The 23,968-nt window shown below is 67.7% G+C and carries 19 protein-coding genes; 5 read left to right on the top strand and 14 right to left on the bottom strand.

Going from position 1 to position 23,968, the window contains the following annotated elements:
• Nucleotides 1-6: 6 nt before the first annotated feature.
• Nucleotides 7-867: an FAS1-like dehydratase domain-containing protein gene (locus tag E5P3_RS11640; RefSeq protein WP_232073462.1), complete on the bottom strand. Its 861-nt coding sequence runs from the start codon at nt 865-867 to the stop codon at nt 7-9.
• Between the two features lie 316 nt (nt 868-1,183).
• Here E5P3_RS11640 and E5P3_RS11635 point away from each other — a divergent pair, with 316 nt between their 5' ends.
• The 3 genes from E5P3_RS11635 to E5P3_RS11625 all read left to right on the top strand — a co-directional run bounded on the left by E5P3_RS11635 (nt 1,184) and on the right by E5P3_RS11625 (nt 4,998).
• The gene (locus E5P3_RS11635; RefSeq protein ID WP_162584104.1) at nt 1,184-3,232 is read left to right on the top strand and encodes a hypothetical protein; all 2,049 of its coding nucleotides are present in this window, start codon (nt 1,184-1,186) and stop codon (nt 3,230-3,232) included.
• A gap of 61 nt (nt 3,233-3,293) precedes the next feature.
• Complete coding sequence (locus E5P3_RS11630; RefSeq protein WP_162586111.1) at nt 3,294-4,412, top strand: helix-turn-helix transcriptional regulator; 1,119 nt, start codon at nt 3,294-3,296, stop codon at nt 4,410-4,412.
• 112 nt (nt 4,413-4,524) lie between these two features.
• Entirely contained in the window at nt 4,525-4,998 is a 474-nt protein-coding gene (locus E5P3_RS11625; protein ID WP_162586110.1) for a hypothetical protein, read from the top strand.
• Nucleotides 4,999-5,100: 102 nt separating this feature from the next.
• On the opposite strand, the gene E5P3_RS11620 is transcribed toward E5P3_RS11625, so the two are convergent.
• The 4 genes from E5P3_RS11620 to E5P3_RS11605 all read right to left on the bottom strand — a co-directional run bounded on the left by E5P3_RS11620 (nt 5,101) and on the right by E5P3_RS11605 (nt 10,058).
• A complete protein-coding gene (locus E5P3_RS11620) occupies nt 5,101-6,507 on the bottom strand; it encodes an FAD-binding oxidoreductase (protein ID WP_162586109.1) in 1,407 nt (468 codons plus the stop codon).
• Nucleotides 6,508-6,595: 88 nt separating this feature from the next.
• Entirely contained in the window at nt 6,596-7,519 is a 924-nt protein-coding gene (locus tag E5P3_RS11615; protein WP_162586108.1) for a LysR family transcriptional regulator, read from the bottom strand.
• A gap of 39 nt (nt 7,520-7,558) precedes the next feature.
• Nucleotides 7,559-9,028, bottom strand: coding sequence for a sulfatase-like hydrolase/transferase (locus E5P3_RS11610; protein WP_162586107.1), 1,470 nt, complete (start codon nt 9,026-9,028; stop codon nt 7,559-7,561).
• A 58-nt stretch (nt 9,029-9,086) separates the two neighbouring features.
• Nucleotides 9,087-10,058, bottom strand: coding sequence for a Bug family tripartite tricarboxylate transporter substrate binding protein (locus E5P3_RS11605; RefSeq protein WP_162586106.1), 972 nt, complete (start codon nt 10,056-10,058; stop codon nt 9,087-9,089).
• 431 nt (nt 10,059-10,489) lie between these two features.
• Between E5P3_RS11605 and E5P3_RS11600 the strand changes: the two genes are divergently transcribed.
• Together E5P3_RS11600 and E5P3_RS11595 are read left to right on the top strand one after the other, a co-directional pair.
• Complete coding sequence (locus E5P3_RS11600; RefSeq protein ID WP_162586105.1) at nt 10,490-12,013, top strand: aldehyde dehydrogenase family protein; 1,524 nt, start codon at nt 10,490-10,492, stop codon at nt 12,011-12,013.
• 19 nt (nt 12,014-12,032) lie between these two features.
• A complete protein-coding gene (locus E5P3_RS11595) occupies nt 12,033-13,358 on the top strand; it encodes an NAD(P)/FAD-dependent oxidoreductase (RefSeq protein ID WP_162586104.1) in 1,326 nt (441 codons plus the stop codon).
• Nucleotides 13,359-13,429: 71 nt separating this feature from the next.
• Here E5P3_RS11595 and E5P3_RS11590 read toward each other — a convergent pair whose 3' ends face one another.
• The 9 genes from E5P3_RS11590 to E5P3_RS11550 all read right to left on the bottom strand — a co-directional run bounded on the left by E5P3_RS11590 (nt 13,430) and on the right by E5P3_RS11550 (nt 23,787).
• Entirely contained in the window at nt 13,430-14,908 is a 1,479-nt protein-coding gene (locus E5P3_RS11590; RefSeq protein WP_162586103.1) for an NAD-dependent succinate-semialdehyde dehydrogenase, read from the bottom strand.
• 21 nt (nt 14,909-14,929) lie between these two features.
• Nucleotides 14,930-16,018, bottom strand: a complete 1,089-nt coding sequence (locus E5P3_RS11585) for a tartrate dehydrogenase (protein WP_162586102.1) — start codon at nt 16,016-16,018, stop codon at nt 14,930-14,932.
• Nucleotides 16,019-16,029: 11 nt separating this feature from the next.
• The gene (locus E5P3_RS11580) at nt 16,030-17,658 is read right to left on the bottom strand and encodes an ABC transporter ATP-binding protein (RefSeq protein WP_162586101.1); all 1,629 of its coding nucleotides are present in this window, start codon (nt 17,656-17,658) and stop codon (nt 16,030-16,032) included.
• Nucleotides 17,658-18,563: an ABC transporter permease gene (locus E5P3_RS11575; RefSeq protein ID WP_162586100.1), complete on the bottom strand. Its 906-nt coding sequence runs from the start codon at nt 18,561-18,563 to the stop codon at nt 17,658-17,660. Before E5P3_RS11575 ends, E5P3_RS11580 begins: the two co-directional genes overlap by 1 nt.
• A gap of 9 nt (nt 18,564-18,572) precedes the next feature.
• On the bottom strand, nt 18,573-19,529 hold the full coding sequence (locus E5P3_RS11570) for an ABC transporter permease (protein WP_162586099.1): 957 nt from the start codon (nt 19,527-19,529) through the stop codon (nt 18,573-18,575).
• 40 nt (nt 19,530-19,569) lie between these two features.
• The gene (locus tag E5P3_RS11565; protein ID WP_162586098.1) at nt 19,570-21,192 is read right to left on the bottom strand and encodes an ABC transporter substrate-binding protein; all 1,623 of its coding nucleotides are present in this window, start codon (nt 21,190-21,192) and stop codon (nt 19,570-19,572) included.
• A gap of 38 nt (nt 21,193-21,230) precedes the next feature.
• Nucleotides 21,231-22,526, bottom strand: a complete 1,296-nt coding sequence (locus E5P3_RS11560) for an NAD(P)/FAD-dependent oxidoreductase (protein WP_162586097.1) — start codon at nt 22,524-22,526, stop codon at nt 21,231-21,233.
• Between the two features lie 21 nt (nt 22,527-22,547).
• Complete coding sequence (locus E5P3_RS11555; RefSeq protein WP_162586096.1) at nt 22,548-23,213, bottom strand: haloacid dehalogenase type II; 666 nt, start codon at nt 23,211-23,213, stop codon at nt 22,548-22,550.
• 217 nt (nt 23,214-23,430) lie between these two features.
• Nucleotides 23,431-23,787 carry a cupin domain-containing protein gene (locus E5P3_RS11550; RefSeq protein WP_162586095.1) on the bottom strand — a complete coding sequence of 119 codons (357 nt, stop codon included), beginning with the start codon at nt 23,785-23,787 and terminating at the stop codon, nt 23,431-23,433.
• Nucleotides 23,788-23,968: the final 181 nt, after the last annotated feature.

Raw genomic sequence — 23,968 nt, 5'->3', positions numbered from 1 at the left:
ATGGAATCAGCGCAGGACCGCCGTTGCGTCCATCGTGAGCCAGCCTTCGTGATCGCAGGCCCAGAGCCGGATGGTCTTTCCGTCGGCCTCGGGTTGTCCCTGAAGGTGGAAAGGATGGAGGTCGAATGTCGGGCGCACCGCCTTGAACCGGAAGCTGGCCACATCGGCTTGCGGCATCTGGCGCCGAAGGAGATCCATCAGCAGCGTTGCAATCAACGGTCCATGCACGATCAGGCCGGGATACCCCTCGACCTGGGTGACGTACTGCCTGTCGTAGTGGATGCGGTGGCCGTTGAAGGTAAGTGCTGAATAGCGGAACAGCAGCACGTCATCCGGCACGATGGAGCGCTTCCACTGGGCTTCCGCGGGCGCGGCTTGAGGCGGTGGCGCAACATCGTTCGGGCCCTGCGCCTCGCGGTAGACGATGTCGTGGAATTCGACGAGCGCCGGATCGCTGCTGTCGTTGCAACGCACCTCGTGCCTGACCTTGACGAAGACAAGCGTGCCGGTGCGGCCCTCTTTGACGGTGACGTCGTCGATGGTCGAGGTTCGCGCGACCCGGTCTCCAACTCGTAGAGGGGAGCGAAATTCGAACTGGCTGCCGGCCCACATCCGGCGAGGCAGCGGCACGGGAGGAAGGAAGCCGCCGCGCTTGGCGTGTCCGTCGGCGCTAATTTCCGACTGTCGATGCATCGGCAGGAAATACAACCAATGCCAAAGGTACGGCAAGGCGGTACCAGTCTCGACGGGCGTCGAAGGGTGATCCAGCGTAGCCGTCAGCGCGATCACGGGCGTCGGGTTGATGGCGTCCTGGATGGTCTCGCTGCGTCCGATCCAGGCACGTAGTTCTTCAGCTTGAAGGGTCACTCTCTTGTCTCCGGTTGGGCTCCTGTCGGCGAGGAACCTTGCGACAAGTCTCGCGCTTCGGACGAATAAGGTGAATTGCAAGATTCGGAACGATTGATGCATCCAGCGCATAAAAATGAACGCCGATCGATCCCCCGCAGGCGCACCTCGAACTCAAGCGCGGCCACCGCTGAGCTTTCTCGCTTGTTGCGCACGACCTACCCCCGCGGGGTAGGGTCAAGGCGCCTCTCTCTCAGTACCCTTGCCCGGCCCTGGCGACGTCGCCCGGGCGTGTTCGGATGCTGGGCGCAGATGGCGCCGATGTGGAGAGGAAGCCATGGGATTCGCGGGGACGGTGAAGCGGCGGCTGCTGCTGGCAATTTTTTCGGGCGCGATCGCGCTGCTTGTCGCGTGCGGCGGCGGAGGAGGCGGTGGTGCAGGAGCAGGTGGCGGCTTCCCGTCCGGCGACGGATCGCAGCCGGACCGCGGCAGCGGCTACACCGCAGCGCAGCGCAGCGAGGCCACCGGCCGTATCGCCGCGAAGTTGGAGGAACTGGCCGGCACCGGCCCTGTGAGCGATGCCGTTTGGAACGCCTTGCGCGATTGGGTGATGACCCAGCCCGAGTACGTCGCGGCGGGTGTTGGCGACCAGGTGCTCTGGGCACAGTTCACCGACGGGCGCTACTTCATCTACTCCGACAACTGGCGCGACGCAACGCTGCCGGAAGCGGCCGCGTCGAAGACCACTGCCGCCAAGGCTGCGGCCACCGCTGCGCAGCTTGCCGCCGCGAAAGAAGTGCCCACCTCCGCGGACGCCCTGCTGCTGGGTTTCCCGGACGAGGACTTCGAGCACGGCGTCGGCACCATGACGCGCATGGCCGACGCCTTGACCGATGCGGGCTGGAACGCCGCACCCGAGCGGGCGCTGACGGTCGACGCGCTGAAGAACCGCGGCGAGCTCGGTTTCCTGTACATCACTTCACATTCCGGCATCTTCGGCCCCAAAGGTAGCGAGCAGTTCGCGATCATGACGGACACCCAGGTCTCTGTGTTCAACGAAGGCGAATACAGGCAGGACATGAATGACGGCAGCCTGATCTACCACCGCGACCGCAGCAACTGGCAGCGCTATGGCCTGGGCAAGCAGCCGCGCTATGCGATTACCGCGTCCTTCGTCGCCAAGTACTTGCGCTTCTCGCCCAACTCGCTGGTCATCTTGCTCTCGTGCAACAGCGGCTCACCGGAAGCCGCGGGCTTCCGCGACGTGCTCGCGAAGCAGAATGCCGGCACCATTGTCGGCTGGGAGGGCAACTCCAACGCCAACGCATTCAAGATGGCGGACCTGCTGGTCGATCGCCTGACCGGCGCGAACGCCATCGATCAAGTCGCACCGCGCAACCGTCCGTTCAACATGGACGACGTCTGGGCCTACCTCGACAAGAAGAAGCAGCTGGTCACGGCGCCCGTGGAAGGCGGCACGGAGGCTTATGTGCGGCGCTTCGGCGACGGCTTCACGATTCTGAATCCGATCATTTCCGAGTTGCAGGCCACAGGCCCCAACAAGCTGATCATGCACGGCGAATTCGGCACCGAGCCCGGCACCGTCACCGTCGGCGGTCAGCTGCTGCCGCCCAAGTGGGCGTCCGACGGGAAGACGGTGGAGGTCGACCTCGGCACCGATGCGCACGGCGAGGTCTTCGTCACGGCCCGCGGCCGCAGGAGCAATTCCCGCGTGCTGGCTTCCTGGCGAGGGCAGATCACCTACGACCAGGAATCCGAAGAGGTGACCGGCTGCGGCGGAGCCAAGTTCCACCAGAAGGCGGTGATCGACCTGCATCTGCGCGCCGACATGCACGCGATACGCACCGAGGTCGACGGCGAACTCAAGAACAACTGGCGGCTCGTCGTGCCCGCTTCCGACTCGCGCGCGACGTGGAGCGCCGACGGCAGCTGCGTCACGGGCGGCCAGTTGCACACCGGCTGGTCGGGTAGCGGCGCCTTTTCCTTCGAATCGAATATCGATCCGCTCTCGCCCTACCCGCCGGCCGGCGAGCTGGTGAACCTCCTGCAGGCCCGGATCGACGCCGTCGAGGGGCGCACCCAGCTCGCCGGCTTTTTCGGCCGCCAGTCGATGATCATCATCAACGAGCTCGGGTCGACCAGGCAGCGGCCGTTGCATTTCGACTGGGAGCTTTCAGGCTTCGTGAACAACGGCCCCGATTTCAGCAAGCTGCTGCCGTGGGGCACGTTCCTGAATTTCGATGCCGGCCGCAACGTCGCCGGCGACCAGCACCAGCAGGCTGACCCCGACCAGCCTCACAGCCTCAAAGTGCAATGGGGCGCGATGAACGTCACGCCCGCCTACGACGACACCGTCGCCAGGTGAAGACTTCGCGCCGGGGCGCCGCGCGGTGGAAAATGCCGCAGCCCATGGATGCCGCCGCTTGATGAAAAGATCCCGAATGCTCGACCTGACGCGCGTGCGGGAGGCGGCGGTGCGCATCCGCCAGCTCTCGTGCCTCGATGTCACAGGTCCGCATCTCGCGCCGCTTTTGCTGCGCGAGCTGCGCGGGGTGCTCGCCTTCGACACGGGCGGCTACTTTCACCCCGGCGCCGACGGGCGGCTCGAATCCTTCATGGAAGCGCCCGACATCCAGGCCATGGTCCCGATCTACCTGGACGAGCGCCTGCAGCGCGACGAGCGGCGCGTGGCCCGCAGTTACGAACAGGCGGCCCGCACGGAGATCGGGCCCCAGGTTCGCGACCAGCTCATCAAGGTGCCCTGGGCCGAGTTCCAGCGCAGCGACTACAACAACGTGCTGCTGCGCCCGGTCGGACTGCATGACTGCGTGAGCTTGATGCCGCGTCACGCCGACGGCCGGCCGGTCGGATCGATCAAGCTCTATCGACGTACCACCCTGCTCGACTTCAGGTCCGACGAACTGCACGAGTTCGCGCGGCTGGAACGTTTTCTCGCCGTCGCGCTGACGCCGCCCGAAGGCACGGCCGCGTCGCACGAGATGGACGCTCAAGGCACCGAGATGCTCGTCGCCACGCCCGAGGGCCGTCTGCTGTGGATGTCGGCGCAAGGTGCCGCGCTGATGGCCGCAGCCTTCGGCAGCCACTGGCGCCCGAGTGGGCAGCTCCCCGACAGCCTCAAGCTGGTCCTCCAGCGGCTCGCGTGGGTACGAAGCGGCCACAACGCCAGCGATGCGCCTCGGCTGGAGATCCGCAACGCCCACGGCCTCTTCACGATTCGCGGCTGCAGCCTGCATGCCGCAGCCGCAGGCGAGCCGGAAGTGGTGGGCATCCAGATCACCTTGCACGTCCACCGTGCGCTGCGCCTCTTGCAGGCACTGCGGCTGCTTTCGCTCTCGCCCCGGCAGTCAGAGATCGGCTTCTGGTTGGCCCGCGGCCTCTCGGAGCCGGAGATTGCGCAGCGCATGAAGCTGAGCCTGCATACTGTGGTTTATCACCGGCGCCAGTTGCACGACCGACTGGGGACGCGGAACCGCAAGGAGCTCCTGGCGCGATTGCTGGGCTCGCTGGCCGGCGCCCAGTCATGATGCGTGAAGCGCTTCGCTCCGACGGGCGAGCTTGGGTCGGAGAAACTTCACGACATCCGTCCCTCAAGCTCTTCGCCGTGCGCACCAGCCTTTCCATCTTCTGACCCAACCCATGACAGAACAGACCACTCATATTCAGGAAGCCACCCTCTGGAGCGACGAGCGCTGGACGGCGCGCGTGATCAAGAACGAAGACGATGACGGTTGGGCCGTCTCGATGACGCGCCAAGGCGATCCCGAGCCCGCGCTGATTGGGCCCTGGACCATGGGCCGCGACAAGAAGAATCCCAAGCCGCTCGATGCGCCGGCCTTCCATACGCTGGTCAAGACGGCCGCCGAGGTGCTGCGACGGCACGAGCAGCAGCTGCATGCCCAGCTCAACAAGAGCGTGAGCGTCGGCGCGGGTTCGGAGCGCATCCGCGTCTCGCTGCAGATCGTGCCGGACGAGGACAACCCGCATGCCCTGCTCCGCGCGCACGACGAGCTCGGTGCTCAACTGGGCGAGGTGCGCGTGGCTCCAGCCTTCAAGCTCAATGCAGACAGCGCGGCGGCCTGGATCGAGGGCGGCTTCCAGAAGCCACGCTGAGATGGAACCCGCTTCGAAGCTCGGCGACCAGCGAACTGACCGCGTCCTTCACAGGATTTCAGCCGGCGAGGTCCGAGCCCCTCGGCCGTCCGTCCGATCTTGTCAATCCAAGACTCTTCCAGCATTGAGAATTCCACCAGGATCGAGCACGGCCTTGAGGCTGCGCATCAGTTCGAGCTCGGCGTCGCTGCGCGTGAAGTGCAGGAACTCCTTCTTGACTACGCCGATGCCGTGCTCCGCGGAGATCGAACCGCCGACGGCACCCACGGCCGCGTAGACCACCTCCTCGACCTGGTGCAGGGATTCGGCGCAGCCGTGCGGCCCGGACAGCACGTGCAGGTTGCCGTCGCCGATGTGCCCGAAGAAGAGGTGGCGTTGCGCGGGAAAGCGGCTCTGTAGCGTATCGCGCACGGTTTGCACGAACGAATCCATCGCGGCCATGGGCACACCGACGTCGAACGCCGCATGCGGCTTGAGTTGGCCCAGCATCTCGCCGATGGTCTCGCGATAGGCCCACAGCCGGCGCGCGTCGCCCTGCGATTGCGCCACCACGACGTCGTCGACGCTGCCGGCCTCCAGTGCCTCGCCGAGGAAGCGTTCGAGTTGTTCGCGGTCCTCCTCCTGCCGCGCGCCCAGCGTCTCGACCAGCGCATACACGGGCGATGCTTCGGAAAATGCAGGCCGCAGATGGCCGAGCTCCTGCGCGGCCTCCATGAAGTCGGACCACATCACCTCGAACGCGGAAAGGCCCGGCAGTGCGCGCCGCATGTCCCGCACGAGGCGGGTTGCTGCCTCGAACGAAGGCAGCGCGCACAGCGCGGTGCTGGAGGCGGTCGGCTTCGGCGAGAGCTTGAGCACCAGCCGGGTGATCACGCCCAGCGTGCCTTCGGCGCCGATGAACAGGTGCTTGAGGTCGATGCCGGTGGTGTTCTTCGTCACGCGGTTCATCATGGTCAGCAGCCTGCCGTCGGGCAGCGCAACCTCGATGCCCTGCACCAGTTCGCGCATGGTGCCATAGCGGATCACGCGGTTGCCTCCCGCGTTGGTCGCCGCGTTGCCGCCGACCTGGCACGAGCCGCGTGCGCCGAGGTCCAGCGGGAAATACCAGTCCTGCGATTCGACGCGAGCCTGCAGCTCTTCGAGGATGACGCCGGCCTGCACGGTGGCGGTGCCGCCGATCGCATCGATGTGCTCGATCTGGTCCAGCTTGGCCAACGACAGCGCGACCTCCGCTTGCAGCGGTGTTGCGCCACCGGCCAGGCCGGTGAGGCCCCCTTGCACGACGATCTTCTGCCCGTGCCGCGCGCACAGCGCAAGCACGTCGGCCGCCTGCTGGGGCGTGCGCGGAAACAGCACGAGCAGGGGCGCCACTTTCCTTGCCTCGCTCCAGTCTCCCGATTGGGCGCAGAGCAAGGCCGGATCCGAGGCGACGCCGGCGTTTCCCAGCACGGATCTCAGCGCGTCGCGCAGATCATCGGCAACACCGGCGGGGGTTTCGACCTCGGCCATGGACTTGTCTCCTGTTGCTCGTCGTACTCTAAGGCCCGAGATGCGCGGCGTGAAATACCGATCGCGCGGCGCACGCATGAGGCAAAGCTTATGGCAGCGGGCGGGCCTTCAGCGTGCCGTCGGCGATCAGCAGCGCGATCACGTCCAGCAGTGCGGTGCGCACCGCCTCTCCGGCCGGCGTCAGCGGATGGTCGACCATCCACACGACCGACTGGGTGCGCTCGATGCCCGGCTCGACGATGTCGCGCGCCACCACCCCGAGGGCCTCGGCATCGGCAAAGGCGTTGCGCGGCATGATCGCGAAGGCCAGTCCTTCCTGCACCACCCGGCGGTAGAGCTCAGGATTGTTGAGCTCGTACTGCACATTGAGCGCGCAGCTGTGCGCCATCGCCGTGCGTTCGATGAGCTTGCGCAGGTCGTGGTCGCGGTCGGGTGCGACGAGCGGACGGTCGCCGATCTCCGCGAACCGGATGGGACCGCTTTCTCCCTCGAACAGGAAGTCGAGGCCGAACAGGCAGAAGCGCTCCTCGAAGGCGGGAACGGATTCCAGGCGGGGGAGTTCATAGGCGATCGGCAGCAGCGCCAGATCCACTCGGCGCGCCTCGACCAGCGCGCGGGCCTCGCGCGACATGCCTGTGCTGACCTGCAGGCGCACCTCGGGCGTACGTTCGGCCAGCAGCCGGAACAGCGGCACCGTCAGCACCTGCGCCACGGAGCCCACCAGGCACAGGCTCACCGTGCCGCGGGCCTGGGTCGATGCATCGCGCACGTCGTCGTTGAGACGGTCCAGCTGCCGCAGGATCGAGACGGCGCGGTCAAGAAGGCGCTGTCCCTCGGTGGTGAGCCTGACACCGCGCGCATGGCGCTCGAGCAGCGCGACGCCCAGTTCCTCTTCCATGCCCGAGATGTGGTGGCTCAGCGCCGGCTGCGCAATGTGCAGGGTGCTGGCAGCCGTGGTAATGCTGCCGGTGCGGGCAATCTCCACGAAGTACTTGAGTTGCCGTGGCGTCACGGGACCCACTCTAACGCATGGACCCGGCGCGGCACGCGCTCAAGCGGGGGCCGAGCCCGCTTCCGTCCGCGCACTCTTCGGCACCGGGGTGGCGCCGCCCGCGCCCATCTTCGACGCGACATCGTTGCCGCCGAGCCTTTCGATCATGGCGTGCTGGTCGGACTTCGCGAGTGCATCGACCGCTTCGGGGTCGCAGATGCGTCGCAGCTCGCCTTCCATGCTTTGTGCGACCTGTGCGAAGGCGGGATTCCCGGCGAGGTCGTCGAGTTCTTCCGGGTCTGCTTCCAGGTCGAACAGCTCGGGCCGGTGGCGCACGTAGTAGTGGAACTTCCATCTCCCCTTGCGCACCATGAACCCGGCCGTGTTGCTGCCGGCTGCGTGGTATTCGCTGAACACCACGCGTTCGAGATCGTCAGGCGCCGCGGCGACCGCGTAGAGGGATTGCCCGGGTCGCCCGTTCATCTCCGGCGCCGGGTCGATGCCGACGCCCTCCAGGATCGTCGGGAACAGGTCCAGCAGGTCGACCGGTGTTCGGCGCACCGCCGGCTTCACGCCAGCTCCCGCCATGATCATCGGGATGCCGACGCTCTCCTGGTACAGCGTCGACTTGCCCCAGAGTCCGCGCGTGCCGAGGTTGTCGCCATGGTCGGAGGTATAGATCACTGTCGTGTCGTCCTGCAGCCCGGCCTGCGCGATTGCCGCGACGATGGCGCCCACGTTGTGGTCGAGAAAACTGCACAGGCCGTAGTACGCGGCGAAGGCTTCGAGCCGCTCCTGTGGCGACTTGAACTGCTCCTCGTTCTTCATGAAGTCCGCGTAGGCCTGCACCCACGGATGCCGCTGGTAGCCCTCGTTCGGGTGGAGCTTCGGCGTCGGCAGGCCTTCCAGCGGATAGAGCGAGAAGAATGCCTCCGGCGCGATCAGGGGGAAGTGCGGCGCGACCAGGCCTACGTAGAGAACGAAAGACTCCTCACGGCGCTGCGCCGCGTCCTGCAACCATTCCACGGCGCGCGAGGTGACGCTGCGGTCGTACGAGGTGTAGGCCGATTCGCCTCCGCCGATACGATCGCCCAGCATGCGCTTGTCCGACGGCGTGGAGACATACGGGTCGCGGATCGATGCCCACACCATGCCGTGCCCGCCCACCACGTGCATCGGAATGTGCTCCTTGTCGAAGCCAGCGGGATCTTCTTCCGCCCGGTAGTGCAGCTTGCCGATGCTCTCCACCCGGACGCGCTGCCGCTGCAGCACGTGGCCCCAGCCCCGCGGCTTGCCGGTGTAGGGCATGGCGTTGTCCCAATGCCGCGTCTGATGCACGCGCATGCCGGTGGCGAAGGCGGCGCGCGCCGGCACGCAGATGGGGCTGGGCGTGTACGCGTTTGTGAAACGCACGCCGCGTGCCGCGAGCGCATCGAGGTGGGGCGTTTTCGCGACCGGATGCCCGGCACATCCCATGATCCGGGGGTCATGTTCGTCCGACATGATGACGACAACGTTGCGACGTGGCACGGTGATTCCTCGCGTGTGGTTGGGCGGTGTGGGAGATTCGGGATTTCCTGAAGGCGGTTCAGTTCTCCGGCGTGTACCCGACCGCCTTGACGATGCGGCCCCACTTCGCGTATTCGGCGTGTACCTGCTTGTCGAGCGCTTCCGGGGTCATCACGAGCGGCTCGAATTCGGCTTTCCTGAGCAATGCGCTGACCGTCGGCGCCTTCACCGCCGACGCGACGGACTGCCCCAGCTGCGCGACCACCGCGGGCGCTGTGCCGGTGCGCGCGAAGAAGGCGAACGACTCTGTGACGACCAGGTCGGGAAAGCCCGTGGACTTGAAGGTCGGCACGCCGGGCAGTGCCGCATTCGGGGCCGCCTCCGAGATCGCGAGGATGCGGATCTTGCCGGCGCGATGCATCGGAAGGAGGTTGGGCGTCGTCGTGATCACGCAGGGCAGGCTGCCGCCGATCACGTCGGTGAGCGCGGCGGCGCCGCCCTTGTAGGCGACCTGCGTGAGATTCACCTTCGCCTCCTTGCCCAGCATCGCGCCGAGGAAGTGCATGGCCGTGCCCGCGCCGGGCGTACCGTAGGCCGCGAACTTCGGATCCTTGCCCGCGAGGGCCAGGAACTCCTGCAGCGTCCTGGCCGGGCTGTCGGCGCCGACGGCCAACGCAAAGCTCATGCTGTTGGCGGTTCCCACCGCGGCGAAATCCTTCAACGGGTCGTAGCGCAGCGACTTGAACACATGCGGATAGAGCGTCAGGTTTCCCAATGGGGTCATCAGCAGCGTGTGGCCGTCGGGCGGAAGCGACAGCAGCGCTTCCGTTGCGAGCCGGCCGCCCGCGCCTGCCTTGTTGTCGACGATCGCGGTATAGCCGCTCTCGCGCAGGCCTTCCGCGACGGCGCGCGCGACGGTGTCCGCGGCACCACCGGCGGCAAAACCCACGAGCATGCGCAGCGTCTTGTCCTGCGCAAAGGAAACGCCGGGCACGCCCGCGAGGGCGGATGCGCCGAGGCAGGCCGTGAACTGGCGGCGGTTGAGAGGCATGTTGTCTCCTGGCGATGGTCTGGACCAAGTATTGGAGATGCGATCCGGGAGGAGAAATACCGTTTCGTGGCTTGAGGCATGCGAAAAACCTTATGCCTTGCGGGCGACGCACCTCTAGGCGTGCTCGGTCGGATTCACGCCGCTTCTACCCGCGGCCGGTTCGCGTCTTCGCATCCCGCGTCCGATGCGAAGGCCCCTGACGCATGTATGACGGCAGGATCTGCCGTAGCGACTCGCATAACCGCAGCCTGCTTTGCGCAAGACCCTCATTGCAGCACCGGAGCGAGGGGCGCGCGCCCTAAGCTATCGGGCATCCAAAGGCCCGACATCAGCCCCAGCATGACGCACCCGACCGCATCACCAGCCTCCATGACCCCCTTTGTGTGCATGAAAACGAACACGCTCGACGTCGTTTCCGAAAGGCTCGCCGCATGAACGCCCCGCCCATCGAGCACCTCAGGAGCGCCGGCCGCCTGGACCGCATCTTTATCGACGGCGAGTGGGTCAGGCCCGAAGCCCAAGCTCGCAGCGCCGTCATCGATCCATCGACCGAGGAGCCTGTGGCAGAGATCGCGCTGGGCAGTGCACGAGATGCCGCTGCCGCCGTGGCCGCGGCGCGCCTCGCCTTCGCCGGTTGGTCCGTGAGCTCCGTCCAGAGCAGGGCCTTGCTTCTCGATCGCGTCCATTCCCTGATCCTGGAGCGCGCGGAACTGTTCGCCCAGGCGATCTCGCTGGAGATGGGCGCGGCCATCGGCTTCGCGCGCAGCACGCAGGTGCCGTCTGCGGCACAGCACATCCGTGTGGCCAGGGACAATCTGGTCAACTATTCGTTCGTCACTCATCGCGCAGACATGGCCATCATGCGCGAGGCGATCGGCGTGTGCGGCCTGATCACGCCCTGGAACTGGCCGCTCTACCAGATCACCGCCAAGGTCGGACCCGCCCTGGCCGCGGGATGCACGGTGGTCCTGAAGCCCAGCGAGCTCTCGCCCTTGAGCGCCCTGCTCTTTGCCGAAGTGATGCACGAAGCCGGCATCCCGCCGGGCGTGTTCAATCTGGTGAACGGCAGCGGGCCGGAAGTCGGCGCCGCCTTGGCGGAGCATCCGGACGTGGACATGATCTCGATCACCGGTTCGACAAGGGCCGGCGTCCTGGTGGCGCAGGCGGCGGCCCCGACGGTCAAGCGCGTGGCCCAGGAACTCGGCGGCAAATCGCCCAATCTCATCCTGCCGGATGCGGACCTGGCGCGTGCCGTACCGCCGGGCGTCACGGCCGCTTTCCGCAACGTCGGCCAATCCTGCAGCGCGCCGACTCGCATGATCGTGCCCCGCGAGCGCCTGCATGAGGTCGAGCGGATCGCCCTCGAAGCGGCATCCAGCATCGTCGTGGGCGATCCGGGTTCGCAGCAGACCACGCATGGCCCGGTGGCGAATCGCGCGCAGTTCAATCGCGTGCAGGAAATGATCGGCATCGGAATCGCCGAAGGCGCGCGGCTCATCTGCGGCGGCACCGGCCGGCCCGAGGCCTTCAGCCGCGGCTTCTACTGCCGTCCGACCATCTTCACCTCGGTGCAGCCTCACATGCGCATCGCGCAGGAGGAGGTCTTCGGCCCGGTGCTCGCGATCATTCCCTATGACAACGTCGACGAGGCGGTGGAGATCGCCAACGACACCGTGTACGGCCTGGGCGCCCACGTGCAAGGCCAGGACCTCGGCACGGCGCGCGCCGTCGCGGCGCGCATCCGCTCCGGACAGGTGCACATCAACTATCCGGCATGGAACCCTCATGCCCCCTTCGGCGGCTACAAGCGCTCGGGAAATGGTCGCGAATATGGAATAGAAGGTTTCGAGGAGTACCTGGAAACCAAAGCCATTCTTGGCTCCCAGGATGCACCGACCGAGCCGACGCGAAGTACCGATAGCCAGACTTTCGGTGGTTCAAGGCACGGACTTTGAGTCGCCAGCGAGATCCATCATGTCCCCTCCGCTGCAACACATCCAAACTTCGCCCACGCTGCCGGCCTCCGCCGACGTCGTGGTGATCGGCGGCGGCATCATCGGTGTCTTTACCGCCTACTACCTGGCCAAGCGCGGCGTTTCGGTCGCCTTGGTGGAAAAGGGCAGGATCGGCGCCGAGCAGTCGAGCCGCAACTGGGGCTGGTGCCGCCAGCAGAACCGCGACGAGCGCGAACTGCCGATCGCGAGCAAGAGCCTCGATCTCTGGGAACGGTTTGCCGCCGAGAGCGGCGAAGACACGGGCTTTCATCGCTGCGGGCTCTTGTACCTCAGCAATGACGAGGCCGAAATTTCGCGCTGGGCCAGCTGGCGCGATTTTGCGAAGACCGCCGGCGTGACGACCCACATGCTGAGTGGCCGCGAGGCCGCCGAGCGCGGGCGGGCGACCGGCCGCGCCTGGAAAGGCGGCGTCTTCTCGCCCAGCGATGGCACCGCCGATCCGGGCAAGGCTGCGCCCGCCGTGGCCGCTGCGATCATCAAGCTCGGGGGCAGCGTCCATCAGAATTGCGCGGCCCGCGGCATCGAGACCGAAGGCGGACGGGTCAGCGGCGTCATCACGGAAGCCGAAGTCATCAAGACCCGCACGGCCGTGCTCGCCGGCGGCGCGTGGGCGTCCTCGTTCTGCCGGCAACTCGGCATCCGCTTTCCCCAGGCCTCGGTTCGCCAGTCCATCCTCAGCGTGTCCCCCGTGGAACATCGCTTGCCGGCCGCCCTGGTCAGCGGGGGCGTGTCGGCCACGCGCCGCAGCGACGGACGCTACGCACTGGCCATCAGCGGACGCGCACGCGTGGACGTGACGCCGCAGTTCATGCGCTTCGCCCCGCAATTCGTGCCCATGTTCGCCAAGCGCTGGCGCAGCCTCCTGCCCGGAGGCCTGGAAGGCGTTCGGGGTGGCCACGAAACGCTGAAGCGGTGGCGGCTGGATGCGCCTACGCCCATGGAGCGGGTGCGCATCCTCGATCCGAAGCCCGATTTGCGGGCGGTCAAGGAGACCCACCGCCGCGCCGTCGAACTGCTGCCCCAGCTTCGCGACGCCAAGATCACGCACGCGTGGGCCGGCTTCGTCGACAGCACGCCGGACGGTGTTCCCGGCATCGGCGAAGTGCCGGGCATGCCGGGCTTCATCCTGGCCGCGGGCTTTTCGGGACACGGCTTCGGCATCGGCCCCGGCGCCGGTCACCTCATCGCGGACCTTGCCTCGGGTGCCGAACCCATCGTGGATCCGGCGCCTTATCGGCCGCAACGGTTCAGCGGCTCGGCATGGGGCAAGGTCGCTGATTTCTAGGCCGTCTGCGCCGCGCGCGCCCTGCTGAATGATGGGCGTTTGCTTCGAATGCCCGCTGGAGATCGCAGCTGCTACAGCTGCCCCTGGCACACGTACTTGATGTGCAGGTAGTCATCGAGTCCGTGCACAGAACCCTCGCGGCCGTAGCCCGATTCCTTGACGCCGCCGAAGGGCGCCGCCTCGGCGGCCAACGCGCCTTCGTTGACGCCGACGATGCCGGTCTCCAGCGCTTCGGTCACGCGCCAGATCCGGCGGACATCGGTCGAGTAGAAGTAGGCCGCCAAGCCGAAGGGCGTGTCGTTGGCCGCCGCGATCACCTCGGCTTCGCTGTCGAAGCGCGTGATCGGCACCACCGGCCCGAAGGTCTCCTCGCAGCTGCACGCCATGCTGGCGTCAGCGTTCACCAGCACGGTGGGGGCGTAGTAGTTCGGACCGTCGCATGGCGCCGAACGCAGCCGCCGGCCGCCGACGACGATGCGCGCGCCCCTGCCGACCGCGTCCTGCACATGGCGCTCGATCTTCTCCACCGCGCGCGCGTTGATCATCGGGCCGATCTGCGAGGCGGGCTCGGTCGCCGGCCCCACCTGGAGCGCGCCGACGCGCATGGCCAGCTTGTCGACGAAGGCGTCATGCACCTTGGCCTGCACGAACACCCGGTTCGGGGACACGCAGGTCTGCCCGCCATTGCGGAACTTGGCGGCCATCAATCCTTCCACGGCGGCATCCAGGTCGGCATCGTCGAAGACGATGAAGGGCGCATTGCCGCCCAGTTCGAGCGACAGCTTCTTCAGCGTATCGGCCGAGGCGCGCGCGAGGTGCTTGCCCACGGGCGTGGAGCCGGTGAAGGTGATCTTGCGCACGCGCGCATCGGTCAGCCACGCATCCACCACCTCGGGGGTGCGTTCGCGCGAGGCGGTGACGATGTTCAGCACCCCCGCCGGCACGCCCGCCTCCTGGGCCAGCTTGACGAGTGCGAGCGAGGTGAGCGGCGTGTCCTCGGCCGGCTTGCACACCACGGTGCAGCCGGCCGCCAGCGCCGGCGCGATCTTGCGCGCAATCATGGCGGCCGGAAAGTTCCACGGCGTGATCGCGGCGACCACGCCCACCGGCTCCTTCAGGGCGAGCATGCGGCGGCCCGTCACCGGCGCCGGGATCACGTCGCCGTTGGCGCGCGTGGCTTCCTCGGCAAACCACTCGACGTAGCTCGCGGCATAGGCGACCTCGCCGCGCCCCTCGGCCAGGGGCTTGCCCTGCTCGCGCGAGATCAGGCGGCCCAGGTCTTCCTGGTGCGTCAGCATGAGGTCGTTCCAGCGCTTGAGGATGGCCGCGCGCTGCCTTGCCGGCACGGCGCGCCAGGCCGGGAAGGCGGCGTGCGCTGCATCGACCGCGGCGCGCGCATCGGCCGCCGTGCCGTCGGGAACGCTGGCGAAGACGGCGTCGCTGGCAGGGTCGGTGACGTCGAGGCGGCGTTCGTCGCCGGATTCGCGCCAGTCGGCGCCGATGAGTTGAAGCCCTGGCATCAGGTCCTGGCGTTCGAGAGTCAGTGTCATGGTCGGATGTCGTGAAGAGGTTCAGGCCGCGGCGACGAGCTCGGCGATCGCCATGCCCATCTCCGTGGTGGAGGCCGTGCCGCCGAGGTCGCGCGTGCGCGGTCCTTCGCGCAGCACTGCCTCGATTGCGCCGAGGATGGCGTCGTGGGCGGCGCGCCCCGCGCCCTGGCCCTGGGTGAGGAAATCCAGCATCAGCGCCCCCGACCAGATCATCGCGATCGGGTTGGCGATGTTCTGGCCATAGATGTCGGGCGCCGAGCCGTGCACGGGCTCGAAGAGCGAAGGGAACTTGCGGTCCGGGTTGAGGTTGGCCGACGGCGCGAGTCCGATGGTGCCGGTGGTCGCAGGCCCCAGGTCGGAGAGGATGTCGCCGAACAGGTTGCTCGCCACCACCACGTCGAAGCGCGTGGGCTGCAGCACGAAGCGCGCCGACAGGATGTCGATGTGCTGCTTGTCGACCGTGACCTCCGGGTAGTCGCGGCCGATGACGTCGGCGCGCCCGTCCCACCACGGCATGCTGATCGCGATGCCGTTGCTCTTGGTCGCCACCGTCAGGTGCTTTCTGCGGCGCGCGTTGGCGAGCTCGTAGGCGTACTTCAGCACGCGGTCGGTGCCGTGGCGCGAGAACACCGACTCCTGGATCACGATCTCGCGCTCGGTCCCTTGGTACATCACGCCGCCCAGCGAGGTGTACTCGCCCTCGGTGTTCTCGCGCACCACCAGGTAGTCGATGTCGCCGGGCGCGCGGCCGGCCAGGGGACAGGGCACGCCCTCGAACAGGCGCACCGGGCGCAGGTTGATGTACTGGTCGAACTCGCGCCGGAACTTCAGGAGCGATCCCCACAGCGAGACGTGGTCCGGCACGGTGGCGGGCCAACCGACGGCGCCGAAGTACAGCGCGTCGACGCCCTTCAGCTGCTCCTTCCAGTCGTCCGGCATCATCTGGCCGTGCTCGGCGTGGTAGTCGCAGCTCGCCCAGTCGATGGTGCGGCAGTCGAGCTCGAAGCCGAAGCGCGCTGCCGCGGCCTGCACCACGCGCAGGCCCTCGGGCATCACTTCCTTGCCGATGCCGTCGCCGGCGATCAGCGCGATGCGGAAGGTCGGTGTCATTTCCGTTTTCATCATCTTGCTGCCGCAGCGATGCGGTCCATGTCGTCCAGCCAGCCCTGGCGCAGCTCGGGGACCGAGCGAGCCAGGAGTTCGTAGTAGGGGTGGTGCGGCCCGCGCTCGTAATCGCATCGTGCCACCTGCGCCAGCTTGCGGCCGTGCTGCATGACGACGATCTCGTCGCACACCGCGCGCACGGTGTGCAGGTCGTGGCTGATGAACAGGTAGGACACGCCGAGCTCCCGCCGCAGCTCGGCCATCAGGTCGAGCACCGCCGCGGCGACCACGGTGTCGAGCGCGGAGGTCACCTCGTCGCACAGGATGAGGTCGGGGTCGGCCGCGAGTGCGCGCGCCAGGTTCACCCGCTGCTTCTGCCCGCCCGAGAGGCCGCCCGGCAGGCGGCCGGCGACGGAGTGCGGCAGCTTCACCAGGTCCAGCAGCTCGCGGATGCGGCGCTTCAGCGGCTCGCCGCGCAGGCCCTTGTAGAACTCGAGCGGGCGCGCCAGGATGCGCTCGATGGTCTGCGAAGGATTGAGCGCCGTGTCGGCCATCTGGAACACGATCTGGATGCGGCGCAGATCGTCGCGGTCGCGCTGCTGCAGCGTCGGCTTCAGCTCGCGGCCCCGGAACAGCACGCTGCCATGGCTGGGCTTCAGGAGACCGGCCACCGCCCGCGCAAGCGTCGTCTTGCCGGAGCCCGACTCGCCGATCACGCCGATGGCCTGGCCGCGGTGCAGCTGGAGGTTGATGTCCTGCAGGATCGGCATGGCCGGGCGCCCCTGCGCATCCACCGGCCCGTAGCCGGCCGAGAGCTGTCGAATGTCGAGCAGCAGCTCGGGATCGTCGTTCGCTGCCTTGGCCGAAGCACGCGGCACGGGCCGCGCTGCGGCCAGCAGGCACTTGGTGTAGTCGTCCACCGGCGCCGAGAGGACCTGCCCGGTCGCGTTGAGCTCGCGCATCCTGCCGTCGCGCAGCACCAGGATGTGGTCGGCCATCTGCGCGACGACGGCCAGGTCGTGGCTCACGTAGACCGCGGTGGCGCGGCGCTCGCGCACCACGCGTCGGAAGGCACGCAGCACCTCGATCTGCGTGGTCACGTCGAGCGCGGTGGTCGGCTCGTCGAGGATCACGAGATCGGGGTCGCCGATCAGTGCCATCGCCGCCATGAGGCGCTGCAGCTGGCCGCCGGAAACCTGGTGCGGATAGCGATCGCCGATGGTTTCCGGGTCGGGCAGCGCCAGCTCGCGGAACAGCTGCACCGCTTTCGCCTCCGCCTCCGAGCGCTTGCACAGGCCATGGATGACGGTCGGCTCGACCACCTGGTCCATGATCGAGCGCGAGGGATTGAAGGACGCGGCCGCACTCTGCGCGATGTAGGACACGGTGCGCCCGCGCAGCGCGCGCTGCTGTGCCGCATTCAGCGCGAGCACGTCGGTATCGCCGATCTGTACGCGCCCCGCCGAGATGCGGCAGCCGTGGCGCGCATAGCCCATCAGCGCGAGCGCGGTGGTGGTCTTGCCGGAGCCCGACTCGCCGATCAGCGCGAGCACCTCGCCGGGCTGCACGGAGAAGCTCAGGCCGTCGACCAGCGTGTTCGCGCCGGCGCAGATGCTGAGGCCCTGGACAATCAGTGGTGCGCCCATCAGCGTGCTCCTCTTTCGCGGGCGGTGCGGCCCGGCAGGTTGTCGATGACGAGATTGACCCCGATGGTCAGGCTCGCGATGGCCAGCGCCGGCACGATCACCGAGGCGCCGCCCATGGCCAGCGCGCCGATGTTCTCGCGCACCAGCGAGCCCCAGTCGGCGGCCGGCGGCTGGATGCCCAGGCCGAGGAAGCTCAGGCTCGCCAGCAGCAGCACGACGTAGACGAAGCGCAGGCCCAGGTCGGCCAGCATCGGGCCCACGATGTTGGGCAGGATCTCGCGCAGCATGACGTAGAGCGTGCCTTCGCCGCGCGTGCGCGCCACGGTCACGTAGTCGAGCGCGTTGATATTGACCGCCAGCGAGCGCGCCATGCGGTAGGCGCCCGGCACGTAGATGATGCCCGCCGTCACCACCAGCATCGGGACCGAGGAGCCGAAGCCGGCCACCATGATCAGCGCGAACATCTTGCTCGGGATCGCGGTCAGCGTGTCGAGGCCGCGACTGAGCACCGCATCGATCCAGCGTCCGCTGGCCGCCGCCAGCAGTGCCAGTGTGATGCCGGTTCCGCTCGCCAGCAGCGTGGCGAGCAGCGCGACGCCGATCGTGTAGCGCGCGCCCTGGATGATGAGCGCCAGCATGTCGCGGCCGAGGAAGTCGGTGCCGAGCCAGTGCGTCGCGCTGATCGGCGCGAATACGTTGGAGGTGCCCGAGGCCGCCGTGCCGTGCGAGAGCAGCCAGGGGCCGAGCAGCGCCGCGAGCAGCCAGAACACCAGCACCGCGAGGCCGAGCAGGCCGGATGGGCCGAAGCCGCCGAGCCAGCGCAGCGGGCTGCGCCGGCGCCCTTGCGGCGCCGGCGTCGGGGGAGCCGTGGCGCTCACGACCGTGGCAGAGGTGGACGTTTCCATGGTGCCTCCCTAACGATGCCGAAGCCGCGGGTTGGCGAGGATGCCGCAGATGTCGGCCGTCGTCACCAGGATCAGGTAGGCGCAGCAGAAGATCATGGCGCAGGTCTGCACCAGCGGCATGTCTCGCTGCGAGACGCCGTCGACCATCAGCTTGGCGATCCCGGGGTAGTTGAAGATGGTTTCGACGATGATCACGCCGCCCAGCAGGTACGACAGGCTCAGCGCCACGGCGTTGGCGATCGGGCCCACGGCGTTGGGCAGCGCGTGCGCCAGCACCATGCGCATCGGCGAGGCGCCCTTGAGCCGCACCATCTCGATGTAGGGGGCCTCGAGCTGGTCGATCACCGCGGCGCGCGTCATTCGCATCATCTGCGCCACGATCACGCAGCACAGCACCAGCACCGGCATGGCGAACGCGCGCAGCATCTGCCCAATGGAGTCGATGTCGTTGACGAAGGACAGTGCGGGCAGCCAGCGCAGCTGGACCGCGAACACCAGCACCGCGAGCGTTGCGACCAGGAACTCCGGCACCGACACCACGCCCACCGCCGTGGCCGAGGCCGCACGGTCGAACCACGAGCCGCGCCACACCGCCGAGGCGATGCCGAGCGTGAGAGCGATCGGCACCGAGAAGAGCGCCGTCACCGCCGCCAGCAGCAGCGAGTTGGGCAGGCGGCTGGCGACCAGCTCGGCCACCGGCATCTGCGTGGTGGACGAGCGGCCGGGGTCGCCCTTCACCATGCCGAGCAGCCACTTCGCATAGCGCTCGGGCGCCGGCACGTCCAGGCCCATCTGGGCACGCAGCGCGGCAACCGTCTCGGGCGTGGCGTCCTGGCCGAGCTGTTCCTGCGCGGCATCGCCGGGCAGCACCGCGGTGATGGCGAAGACGACGACCGATACCGCCAGCAGCGACAGCAGCGCCAGCGCGAGGCGTTGGGCAAGCAACTTCAGGATCACATGGTTCATCGCGGTGCTCCTTGGGACAAGGCGAGCGGCTGCGCAGCCGTCACGCCTCGAGCCACACGTTCTCGGCGAAGTTGTAGCCCATGAGGCCGCCCAGCGGGATCGGCGAGAGTCCCTTGAGCTTGGACGTGTGGCCATCGATGCTCGCGAGGAACAGCGGGATACCGATGCCGGCGTCCTGGTGGATCATGGTCTGCATGTCGGCGTACATCTGCTTGCGCTTGGCCAGGTCGGTCTCGGCGCGCGAGGCCAGCAGCAGCTGGTCGAACTTCTCGCTCTTCCAGCGCGACTCGTTCCACGCCGCACCCGACTGGAAGAACTGCGTCAGCAGCACGTCGGCGCTCGGGCGGGGATTCACGTTGCCGAAGCCGACGTGGCTGTTGAGCCAGTGGTTCGACCAGTAGCCGTCCGCCGGCATGCGCTTGATGTCGAGCTCCAGTCCCGCGCGCTGCGCCGACTGCTGCAGCAGCAGGGCCATCTCCACCGAGTACAGTGCCGCGGGCGATGCCACCACCGGCACCTTGCCCGTGACGCCGGACTTCTGCAGGTGGAACTTCGCCTTGTCGAGGTCGAAGGGGCGCTGTGGCAGGCCCGCGAAGTAGAAGCGATTGGTCGGGTCGATGGGCTGGTCGTTGCCGATCACCGCGTAGTCGAGCGCGATGGTCTTCTTCATCTGCTCGCGGTCGAACAGGTGCTTCATCGCCAGCACGAAGTCCGGATTGGCACCGGGGCCCACGTCCTTGCGCATCACCAGGTCGGAGTATTGGCCCGACTGCGTCGTGAAGATGGCAAAGCCGGGCGTGCTCTTGACGCGCTCCACCGAGCGCGGGTTGACCGAGCCCACCAGGTCCATGCCGCCGGACAGCAGCGCGTTGACGCGTGCGCTCTCGTCGCCGATGCCCACGAACTCGATCTCGTCGAGGTAGGGCTTGCCGGGCTTCCAGTAGGCGTCGTTGCGCACCACCACCGAACGCACGCCGGGCTTGAATTCCTTGAGCTTGTAGGGGCCGGTGCCGATGCCGGCGTTGAAGTCGGTCGTGCCTTCCTTGACGATCTGGAAGTGGAAGGTGCCGAGGATCACCGGCAGGTCGGCGTTCGGCGCGCTGAGCACGAAGGTCACTTCGTTCGGGCCCGTGGCCTTGATGCTCTCGATCTGGTCGGCGAGCACCTTGGCCTTGGAAGCGGTGGCCGGGTCCTTGTGGCGCATCACCGAGAACACGACATCGGCCGGCGAGAGCGCCTTGCCGTCGTGGAACACCACGCCGCGGCGCAGGGTGAAGACCCAGGTCTTGGCGTCCTTGGTGGTGAAGGACTCGGCCAGCGCGGGCTGGGGCGTCAGGCTGCCGTCCAGCGAGGTGAGGCCGTTGTAGACCATGTTGCAGCGCGCGTAGTCGGTCTGGTTCGACTGCTTGGCCGGGTCGAGCGTGTCGTTGGCGGCGGCAGTCGCGCCGGCCACGCGGATGCGCCCGCCCTTCCTCGGCGTCTGCGCGTGGGCGGACATCGCCGCGCCGGCGATGCCGCCGGCCAGCGTGGCCTGCATGCCGCCGGCCATCAGCATGGCGAGGATGTCTCGCCGCGTGGCGCCGCGCTTGAGCGAATCCATCACGCGGAGGCTTTCGCCGGGACCGACAAGCTGCTCGAAGCTCTGGTTGCTGGTGCTGTTCATGGGGTCATCTCCTCTTGGTGGTCAATGAAGAAGGGTGCTCAGGCGGCCAGGCGGTCCTTGAGCGTGTAGTACAGGCCGACCGCCGGCAGGAACCAGGGCGGGCCGAAGTGGCCGGGGATGGCGGGCCAGTCGTGGTCGCGCCACGGGTTGGCGCTCGCATCGCCGGCCATCACGGCTGCCATGCGCTGGCCCATGTGCACCGACATCTGCGTGCCGTGGCCGCTGTAGCCCATCGCGTAGTACAGGCCCTCGCGCTCGCCGGCATGCGGCAGGCGGTCCTGGGTGATGTCGACCAGGCCGCCCCAGCAGTAGTCCAGCCGCACGTTGCCGAGCTGCGGGAAGATCCTGGCAAGCCCTGCGCGCAGGATTTCGCCGCTGGCGGCGTCCGATTGCGGGCTGGAGATCGCGAAGCGCGCCCGCCCGCCGAAGACCAGGCGATGGTCCGTGGTGAGCCGGAAGTAGTGGTGGATGTTCGCCACCGTGACGTAGGTGCGCCGGCCCGCGAGCAGGGCCTGGGCGCGCTCGGCGCCCAGTGGCTCGGTGACGACGATGAAGCTGCCGATCGGCACGATGCGCCGGCGCAGCCAGCCGAAGCTGCCGTAGCCGCCGTGGCGCGTCGCGCCGGTGGCCAGCAGCACCTGTTGGGCGGTGACGGTGCCGCGCCGGGTGTGGAGCCGGTGCGCATGGCCGCGGTCCAGGCGCTCGATGCGCTGCACCCCGGTTCCGAGATGGATCTGCGCGCCGTTGCGCTCGGCCGCGGCCGCCAGGCCCTGGGCGAAGCGGCCCATGTGCATCTGGCCGCTGCGCCTGTAGAGCAGCCCTCCCTGGAACTGGTCGCTCTGCACTTCGGCCCGCACGCGCGCCGCGTCGAGGATCTCGACGTCGGTATCGACGCCGTCGCCGATCAGGCGCCCGGCGCTGCGCTCGAGCGCGGCCATATGGCCCGGCCGCGTGGCCAACTTGAGCTTGCCGTTGCGCAGGAAGTCGCAGTCGATGGCCTCGTCGCGCACCAGCCGTTCCACCGTGTCCACCGCATCGTCGTAGGCGCGGTACCAGGCGCGTGCGCGCTCGGCGCCGAACTTGGCCGCCACCTCGGCGTAGTCCACGGCGAGTCCGTTGTTGACGTGGCCGCCATTGCGCCCCGAGGCCTCGGCGGCCACACGCCCGCCGGCCTCGAGCACCGCCACCTTGGCGCCGCGCCTGGCCAGGGCCAGCGCCGCAGACAGGCCCGTGAAGCCGCCGCCCACGATCGCGACGTCGGCCTGCGCCGGCAGCTCGCGCGCCAGCGCAGCGAAGGCGGGCGCCGAATCGGTCCAGTAGGAGTCAAGCTTCATGGCGTGGTGCGCTCGCAGAATTCAGAGACCGACGACGCCCGGCAGGCCGCCGATGTCCTTGATCTCGACGTAGCGGTAGGCCGGGTTGCCGGGCCCATGGCCGCGGTTGACGAACACCTTGTTGACGATGCCCAGGTCGTCCGCCGACATCAGGTCGTAGCGCAGGCTGGAGGACACGTGCAGCACGTCTTCGGGGTTGCAGCCCAGCGAGTCGAGCATGTACTCGAAGGCCTTGAGCCGCGGCTTGTAGGCCTGGGCCTGCTGCGCGGTGTAGACGCGGTGGAAAGGCGCGCCGAGCAGCGCCACGTTCTTCTGGATCTGGTCGTCCGATGCGTTCGAGAGGATCACCAGCGGGATCTCGTTGGCGATCTTGGACAGCCCGGCCGGCACGTCCGCGTGCGGGGTCCAGGTCGGCACCGCGTCGTAGTACTTCTGCGCCTCGTGATCGAGGTACTGGATCTTCCACTTCTTGCACAGGCGCCGCACCGCGTTCTTCAGCACCACTTCGTACGGCTGCCAGTCGCCCAGCACTTCATCGAAGCGGTAGGCAGTGAAGTCGGCGATGAACTGCTCCATCTGCTCGGCGGGGATCCGGTCGGCGAACATGTCGCGCGCCAGGTCGCCCATGCGAAAACGCGTGAGGGTGCCGTAGCAGTCGAAGGTGATGTACTTGGGATGGAAGGTCATGATGGTCTCGGTTCCTTGAATGACAAGCTCATTACGACGTGATTGCAGCATGCGTTCGCGTCGCGGTTGTAGGGAAATGCGGCACCCGGCGCGCGGAAGCTGCGGTTTGGAGGGGGTGCGGCGGCATGCCGTGCGGTCTGCCCCTTGCGTGTGCAGCCACGCACCTCGGTGCGTCGCTGCGACGCACGCATTTGAAGCGGCAGCGGCTGCGCCATGCTCAGGCCATGATCCATACCTTGCGCACGGTTTCGAGGGTGCGCCAGGTGCCGGTATAGCCCGGCTTCATGATGAAGCAGTCCCCTGCCCTGTAGGTCACTGGGGGCTGTCCGTCCTCGGTGAGCTCGACCACGCCGGCCAGGATCAGACAGAACTCCCAGGTCTCGCCCTTGATGGAGCGGTTGACGCCGGGCGTCGACTCCCACACGCCGGCGCGCACCTTGTCGTCCTTGGCGCTGTCGATGTCCCAGTTGCGGCACACGATGTCGCCTTCGATGACGCGCTCTGCCGGCGGGCGGTATTCGCGCGCATCGCCGAGCTGGTCGAAGTTGAAGTTGATAAGCAGATTTTTGGACATGGGATATGAACTCTCAGGAGGGTGGAACACGGCCCTGATGCTATGTTTGGGCACCCCCGCATTGGTGCCGAAACCGATGCCGAAAACGGTGGCAAATGCGCGATTGGCGGCCGGCAAAGCGCAATCTGCTTGCACGGTCCGGTGCATCGGGTCGGCCCTGAATCAGGTGCAGAAGCCAGCG

This window comes from Variovorax sp. RA8 (assembly GCF_901827175.1).
GTDB lineage: Bacteria > Pseudomonadota > Gammaproteobacteria > Burkholderiales > Burkholderiaceae_C > Variovorax.
Note: the sequence above shows the minus strand (reverse complement) of the source record. Positions and strands in the feature narration are given on the sequence as shown.